Origin of the sequence: Saccharopolyspora sp. NPDC047091, assembly GCF_040643635.1 — a bacterium.
In the GTDB taxonomy this organism is placed as follows: domain Bacteria; phylum Actinomycetota; class Actinomycetes; order Mycobacteriales; family Pseudonocardiaceae; genus Saccharopolyspora_C.
In genome coordinates, this window is the sequence record NZ_JBEYUS010000006.1 from 162499 (window position 1) to 169160 (window position 6662).

Consider the following 6662-nt stretch of genomic DNA (forward strand, 5'->3'; position numbering starts at 1 on the left):
CGATCGTGGGATCGACCGACACCAAGATGAAGATCGTCGAAGTGGCCAAGCGCCTGCTCGACGAAGGGGGCCCGGCCGCGGTGAGCACCCGGGCCGTCGCGACCGCGGCGGGCGTGCACGCCCCGGCGATCTACCGCCTCTTCGGCGACAAGGACGACCTGATGGACGCGGTCGCCGGACACGCGCTCAGCACGTACCTCGCGAGCAAGACCGCGATGCGCCCCTCCGGCGACCCGGTCGAAGACCTCCGCAACGGGTGGCGGCTGCACATCGGCTTCGGTCTGGAGAACCCCGACGTCTACAGCGCCCTCTACGGCTCCCGCAGGCGCCGCGCCCCCTCGGAGGCGGAGCAGCAGGCGGAACGGATCCTGACCGGCCTCGTCCACGCGATCGCCGAAGCGGGACGGCTCGCGGTCCCCGAACCGCAGGCGGTGCAGCTGATGCACGCGGCCGGGCGGGGCACCATCTTCACCCTGATCGGCAGCGATCCCGACCCGGCGGAAGCCGACGCGCTCGCCGACCGCGCCTTCGAGATGGTCCGCGGTGTGATCACCGTTCCGGACCCCGCCGACCGGCCCTCGGCCGCGGACCCGGTCGCGCGCGCGGCCACCACCCTCCGCGCGGCCCTGCCCGACGTCGACCGACTCACCGCACCGGAGAAGGCGCTGCTGGACGAATGGCTCGACCGCGTTCAGGGAAGCGGCCCGCCCTCGCCCGAACGCTGATCCCGCGCGCGGCGGACCCGATCGCAGCACTTCCGAACCCGGCCGGACCCGCGCGCGGAACCGAACGAGGAACCACCGCGCGCAGCGGCGCATCCGGCGGCACCGGAGCACGGCGCGAGGTCCGATCGGCAGCAGCACGAGAAGATCGGCGTGGAGCACCACCGGACGATTCTCGGTGGCATCCCGGACAAGGCGGTCGCCGACCACGTCGAGACCCGGCACGCCCCGAAGCGTTCAGCGGCTTCCCGCACCTGCGCGGCGGCCGGACACCAAGCGCGTCGGCGCCGGGCGAGACAGGGCGGCCACGCATTCCCACCTGATCCGGGAACCCGGTCTACCGGCGCGCGCTCGCGGGCCGGTTCTGGCCGGACGACGGGAAAGTCGTCGAGCACCAGGACGTCATCCGAGGCGCCCGCACCGATTCCGGCAACGCGAACGGCGTGTTCCGACCGGTCCGCCGACCCGACTTCATCGGCCCTGGGCGAGCAGCGCGAGACGGGAGGGTAAAGTGGGGGATGATCTTGATCGAGATCGTCCCCCACCGCTGTGACCAGCATCGGAGCGCCCCCGGCAGGACTCGAACCTGCGACCTAAGGATTAGAAGTCCTTTGCTCTCTCCAGCTGAGCTACGAGGGCCCGCACATCGCTCGCGTGAGCTGCAGCAAGCAGGGTAACCGGCCGCTCCGTCGACAGTGGTACCGACGCCATCGGCGTTGCAGAGCCGGTATCGAACGGCAAGCTGATCGACAGCTGCACGGCGGAATTCACGCCGGAAGATCACAGAGGAATCACCGCGCACGCGTCGGGGCCGCCGCGCGATTCCGCGCGACGGCCCCGACGGCTCCCCCTCAGGAGCAGGATTCCGGCTGCACCTTCAGCACGTCGTCGTCCTGGCCGACACCGGTGAACGCGTACTCGTCGACCGGCGTGGCCACGCCGTCGCGCACGTCGAAGGCGACCCGGGAGCCGTCGTACGACGGCTCGGTGGTCTGGCTCTCGTTGGAGGCGGCCAAAGTGATCAGCACCCGGCCGTCCGAGCCCGCGGGCGCGCACTCGTAGCCGACCCGCGCGCCGACACCGCCACCCTCGGTGATCTTCAGCGGCTTGCCGTCCTGCGTCGTCAGCTCGCGCGGCGCGCCGTCGGCACCCAGGTCCCAGACGCTGAACCACGTGGTGTTCGCGCCGATGGACTCGGTGACCAGCACTTCCTGCTTGCCGTCGTGGTTGACGTCGAGCACGCGCATCGGCTGCGTGCCGAAGGACGGGTCGCCGGTCAGCACCGCCTCGGTCACACGTCCGTCCACAGTGAACTTCAGCGACTGCTGCGCGCCGTCACCGATGGCGGAAAGCTGCGCGGTGTCCGGAGTTCCGTCCCCGTTCAAGTCCACAACGGACGTCTCGCTCGAATCGGCGGCGGCGATCCCCGCCGGCACCAGCGCCATCGCCGCCGCAGCCAGCGCACCGATCCCGACGCCCGCCCGAATTCCGTTCTTCCCCACAGCAGGTTCCTCCCGATCGTTTCGTCGCACCGGGACGGAGGAAACTCCGTCCCCGCCCCCTCACCTGTTCGTAAGACGTCCCGCCGCGCGGCGGGTTGCCCGCGGTTCGGAGAAGTTTCCGGCGGGGCGGCGCCCGGGTGATCCGGAACGCGAGGCCTTGTCTTCCCGCCAGAAGCAAGTAGCCTCCGAAGTGCTGGTGGTTCGCACAGCTCTGCGAAAGCGGAGGTGCGCGAGGCAAGAGGGAACCCGGTGCGAATCCGGGACTGCCCCGCAGCGGTGAGTGGGAACGAACGCCGTCACCGGTCGTCACGACCGGTCACAGCACTGAGCGCGAGCTCGGGAAGCGACGGCCAGTAGAAGACCCCGGTTCCACCGGGAAACGCCCACGAGTCCGAAGACCTGCCGCCGGTGCGCGCGTCCTCGTGACGCGCGCTGTTGCGAGGTCTCGCGGGAAGACCCTGGACGACGAGCCGCCGCGTGCGGCGACGTGTGCCCGGATCATGCCCGCTCGACCTCGCAGAACTGCCGTCCAGCTCGCGAGGAGAGAGCGTTGACCAGCACAATCGGATCCACCGTGCTCGGGTTTCCCCGGATCGGACCGAACCGGGAACTGAAGCGGGCACTGGAGAGCTACTGGAAGTCCCGCACCGGTGAAGCGGAACTGCGCGAGGTCGCGCGCACGCTGCGCACCGACACGTGGCGTTCGCTGCGCGACGCCGGGCTGGACTCGGTGCCGGGAAACACCTTTTCCTACTACGACCAGGTCCTCGACGCCGCCGTCACCTTCGGCGCGATCCCGCCCCGCTTCGCGGAACTGGGGCTGAACCCGCTCGACACCTACTTCGCGATGGCGCGCGGCGTGGAATCCGCGCCACCGCTGGAGATGACGAAGTGGTTCGACACCAACTACCACTACATCGTCCCGGAGATCGGGCCGGACACCGAGTTCCGGCTCTCCGACCAGACCGTCGTCGACCAGTACCACGAGGCCGCCGAGCTGGGCATCAAGACCCGCCCGGTCCTGGTCGGGCCGCTGACGTTCCTGCTGCTGTCCAAATCGCAGGACGGCGCGCCCACCTCGTTCCGCCCGCTGGACAAGGTGGACGAGCTCGTCAGCGCCTACGCCGAACTGCTCGGTGAGCTGCACCGGGCCGGGGTCGAGTGGGTGCAGCTGGACGAACCCGCGTTCACCGCGGACCGCTCGCAGGCCGACCTGGACGCGCTGCGCGCCGCCTACCAGCGGCTCGGCGAGCTCTCGGAGCGGCCGAAGATCCTCGTCGCGTCCTACTTCGGCGACCTCGGCGACGCGCTGGACGTGCTGGCCTCCTCCCCCGTCGAGGCCGTCGGCGTGGACCTCGTCGCCGGGAAGCGCACCGTGGACGAACTGCCGTCGGTGCCCGGGCTGCGGGAGAAGACGCTCGTCGCGGGCCTCGTCGACGGGCGCAACATCTGGCGCACCGACCTGGACAAGGCGCTCACCACCGCGGCCACCCTGCTCGGCCTCGCCGGTGAGGTCGCCGTCAGCACCTCCTGCTCGCTGCTGCACGTGCCCTACGACGTCGACGCCGAAACCGACCTCGACCCGCAGGTCGCGTCCTGGCTGGCCTTCGCCGCGCAGAAGGTCGGCGAGGTCGTCGTCCTCGACCGCGCGCTGCACCAGGGCCGCGACACCGTCGCCGAGCAGCTCGACGACGCGCGGCGGCGCATCGCCGACCGCGCCGGAGCCGACCGGGTGCGCAACAACCGGGTGCAGGCGCGGCTCACCTCGCTCAAACCCGAGCACGCCCAGCGCGGCGACTACGCGAACCGGCTCGCCGCGCAGCGGAAATCGCTGCGGCTGCCACCGCTGCCGACGACCACCATCGGCTCCTTCCCGCAGACCACCGACGTGCGCAAGGCGCGCGCCGCGCTGCGCACCGGCAGCATCGACCAGGCCACCTACAAGCAGCGGATGCGCGACGAGATCGAACGCGTCATCCGGCTGCAGGAAGACCTCGGGCTCGACGTGCTCGTGCACGGCGAACCCGAGCGCAACGACATGGTGCAGTACTTCTCCGAGCACCTGGACGGGTTCGCCAGCACCCACAACGGCTGGGTGCAGTCCTACGGTTCGCGCTGCGTCCGGCCGCCGATCCTCTACGGCGACGTGTCCCGGCCGCAGCCGATCACCGTGGAGTGGGCGAAGTACGCGCAGCAGCTCACCGACAAGCCGGTCAAGGGCATGCTGACCGGGCCCGTCACCATCCTCGCCTGGTCGTTCGTGCGCGACGACCAGCCGCTCGGCAGCACCGCCGCGCAGGTCGCGCTCGCCATCCGCGACGAGGTCAAGGACCTGGAGAACGCGGGCATCCGGGTGATCCAGGTCGACGAGCCGGCGCTGCGCGAACTGCTGCCGCTGCGGTCCGCCGAGCACCAGGAGTACCTGGACTGGGCGGTGCGCTCGTTCCGGCTCGCCACCTCCGGCATCGCCGAATCCACCCAGATCCACACCCACCTGTGCTACTCGGAGTTCGGCGACGTCATCAACGCCATCGTCGACCTCGACGCCGACGTGACCAGCATCGAAGCGGCCCGGTCCCGGATGGAGGTCCTCGACGACCTCAACGCCGTCGGGTTCGGCCGCGGCGTCGGGCCCGGTGTCTACGACATCCACTCGCCGCGGGTTCCCGAAACCGGTGAGGTCACCGACCTGCTCAAGGCCGCGCTCGCCGCGGTGCCCGCCGAGCGCCTGTGGGTCAACCCCGACTGCGGCCTCAAGACCCGCGGCTACGCCGAGGTCGAGACCGCCCTCAAGAACGTGATCAGCGCTACAGCGGCCGTGCGCCCGGCCGCCGGCTGATCCCGAAGCCGGGGGTGGGTGGTCGCTCTTCCCACCACTGCCCACCCCCGGCCCCACCCTCGCCGCGGAGTGAACGGACCGTTCGTCCGGCTAGATCGGACGAACGGTCCGTTCACCCATCTCGAACGACACCCGCCCCCGCCGACCGGGTCACGGGGTGAACGGACCGCCGGTCCAGCCGTTCCGGACGAACGGTCCGTTCACCACCCGCTCCTGGTTCGGAGTGAGCAGACCGTTCGTCCAACGGGACCGAGTGAACGGACCGTTCCTCCAACAAGACCGAGTCAACGGACCGCTCGTCCAACAAGACCGAGTCAACGGACCGCTCGTCCAACAGGACCGGGTCAACGGACCGCTCGTCCAACAAGACCGAGTCAACGGACCGCTCGTCCAACGAGACCGGGTCAACGGACCCTTCGATCAAGGAGAGCGGGCGAACGGTCCGTTCGTCCAACAGGATCAGACGAATGGTCCGTTCACTCGCCGTGCCGGGGCCGCGCCGGTGTCCGACATGGCGCCGGAGTCACGGGACGGCAACGGCCCGGCCCCGCTGATCACTTTTGCACTACGGCTGCACGCCGCCCGCCGGCTCCGACCCGCGGCAGGGCCGCGCCGATTCGGGTCGAGCCTCCCGACCAACGGCGGGCGATCCGCGACGAATCCGTTGCCACAACGCGGGATTCCTGCGCTGAACGCCGAGCACGAGCACCCGCCGCAAGCCCTTCCGACGCCCACCACGACCCGGCCGAAGCCGCCGTGCAGGTCGTTAGGGTGATCCGGTGTCGGAGCAGTGGAACCACAACGCGCACTACCACCCGCTCGTTCTCGACTCGGTGCCCGAAGGTTGCGACGCGGCGCTCGACGTCGGGTGCGGCGACGGAACGCTGGTACGCGCGTTGGCGTCGAGGGCGAAGCGCGCGACCGGCATCGACCGCTCCCGCACGATGATCCGCCAAGCCCGCCGCGCCAGCGCCGAGTACGACAACGTGTCCTATGTGGACTCCGATTTCGTCGACTTCGCGGCGAAGGCGCGGGACGGTTCCTACGGTTTCATCAGCAGTGTCGCCGCCCTGCACCACATGGATTTCGACTCCACGCTGAACGCGATGGGCCGGATGCTGGCACCCGGTGGCCGACTGGTGCTCGTCGGCTTGGCACGGCACCACACACCGCTGGACTGGGCCAGGGACATCGCGGCGATCCCGGTGCACCGCTTCCTCGCCCGCAGGCACGGCGGGGTCGCCGAGCCGCCGGAGGCTCCGGTGAAGGATCCGGCCATGACCTGGGACGAGGTGCGCCAAGGCGCGCAGCGGCTGCTGCCCGGCGTCCAGTACCGCCGGTTGCTGCTGTGGCGCTACGCGCTCACCTGGGACAAGCCCGGCCGCGCCTGACCACCCGTCTCGCCCCCGCTTCCCCGAGTGAGCGGACCGTTCGTCCAGTCCGATGGGACGAACGGTCCGTTCACCGAGGTCGATACGCCCCTGCCAACCGGTCGTACGCGAGCCTCTTTCCGGAGTGAGCGGACCGTTCGTCCAGCTAGATCGGACGAACGGTCCGTTCACTCATCGATGCGAGGGCGCGGGGCTCCGCAGGACGACC

The 6662-nt window shown here is 70.3% G+C and carries 4 protein-coding genes, 1 tRNA gene and 1 riboswitch; of the genes, 3 read left to right on the forward strand and 2 right to left on the reverse strand.

Features of this window, described 5'->3' with window-relative positions; all coding sequences use genetic code 11:
- The first annotated feature begins 5 nt into the window (after positions 1 to 5).
- Positions 6 to 725: a TetR/AcrR family transcriptional regulator gene (locus ABZ805_RS05410; protein WP_358434723.1), complete on the forward strand. Its 720-nt coding sequence runs from the start codon at positions 6 to 8 to the stop codon at positions 723 to 725.
- A gap of 562 nt (positions 726 to 1287) precedes the next feature.
- Here the strand turns inward: ABZ805_RS05410 and ABZ805_RS05415 are convergent.
- Together ABZ805_RS05415 and ABZ805_RS05420 are read right to left on the reverse strand one after the other, a co-directional pair.
- Positions 1288 to 1361, reverse strand: a tRNA-Arg gene (locus tag ABZ805_RS05415).
- 212 nt (positions 1362 to 1573) lie between these two features.
- Positions 1574 to 2224 (reverse strand): hypothetical protein, encoded by a 651-nt coding sequence (locus tag ABZ805_RS05420; RefSeq protein ID WP_358434725.1) that lies wholly within the window; start codon positions 2222 to 2224, stop codon positions 1574 to 1576.
- A gap of 180 nt (positions 2225 to 2404) precedes the next feature.
- A riboswitch (cobalamin riboswitch) is annotated at positions 2405 to 2646 on the forward strand.
- Positions 2647 to 2774: 128 nt separating this feature from the next.
- On the opposite strand from ABZ805_RS05420, the gene metE reads away from it, so the two are divergent.
- Positions 2775 to 5063: a 5-methyltetrahydropteroyltriglutamate--homocysteine S-methyltransferase gene (gene metE / locus ABZ805_RS05425; RefSeq protein ID WP_358434728.1), complete on the forward strand. Its 2289-nt coding sequence runs from the start codon at positions 2775 to 2777 to the stop codon at positions 5061 to 5063.
- Positions 5064 to 5842: 779 nt separating this feature from the next.
- The gene (locus ABZ805_RS05430; protein ID WP_358434731.1) at positions 5843 to 6454 is read left to right on the forward strand and encodes a class I SAM-dependent methyltransferase; all 612 of its coding nucleotides are present in this window, start codon (positions 5843 to 5845) and stop codon (positions 6452 to 6454) included.
- Positions 6455 to 6662 lie beyond the last annotated feature (208 nt).